This is a genomic window from Pseudomonas brassicae (genome assembly GCF_010671725.1).
Taxonomy (GTDB): domain Bacteria; phylum Pseudomonadota; class Gammaproteobacteria; order Pseudomonadales; family Pseudomonadaceae; genus Aquipseudomonas; species Aquipseudomonas brassicae.
In genome coordinates, this window is the sequence record NZ_JAAHBU010000504.1 from 1 (window position 1) to 775 (window position 775).

Consider the following 775-nt stretch of genomic DNA (forward strand, 5'->3'; position numbering starts at 1 on the left):
GCCAGGCCCAGGCCCAGGCCTTTTTCGGCGCGGGTCTGGTGGCTGTCCAGGCGCTTGAACTCCTCGAAAATCACCTGCAGCTTGTCGTCGGCAATCCCTGGGCCGCGGTCCCACACTTCCAGCCACAGACGGTCGTTGTGACGGCGCAGGCCCAGCAGGATCGGGCTCTTGCCATAGCGGAAAGCGTTGGTGAGGAAATTCTGCAGGATGCGTCGCAGCAGCTTGATGTCGCTGTGTACCCGTAGCTTGCTGCCGCGCACGCGAAAATCCAGGCCTTGCTGGCGCGCCAGTACCTTGAATTCCGCACCGAGGGTGTCGAACAGCTCGCTGAGGGCGAACGGCTTGGTATCGGGGTTGATCTTGCCGTTCTCCAGGCGCGAGATGTCGAGCAGGTCGCTGATCAGCTCTTCGGCTGAACGCAACGAGCTGTCCAGATGCTGCACCAGTTGCTGGGCGTCGCCCGACAGCCCTTCCTCCTGGTGCGAGAGTGCTGCCGAGAACAGTCGGGCGGCATTCAACGGTTGCATCAGGTCGTGGCTCACGGCCGCCAGAAAGCGCGTCTTGGATTTGTTGGCGGCCTCGGCGTGGCTCTTGGCTTCGGTCAGCGCCTGGTTCAACTGCGACAGCTCGTGGGTACGTTCGGCCACGCGCTGTTCGAGCCCTTCGTTGGCGTCCTTGAGCGCCTGTTCGGCTTCGCGGAACGGGGTGATGTCGGTGAAGCTCATGACGAAGCCGCCACCGGGCATCGGGTTGCCGATCAGTTCGATCACCCGCC

At 63.4% G+C, this 775-nt stretch carries 1 protein-coding gene; it reads right to left on the reverse strand.

Annotated features, from left to right (window positions below):
* Positions 1-775, reverse strand: a 775-nt coding sequence (locus tag G3436_RS25330) for a sensor histidine kinase (protein WP_163950894.1), incomplete at both ends; no start/stop codon positions are given.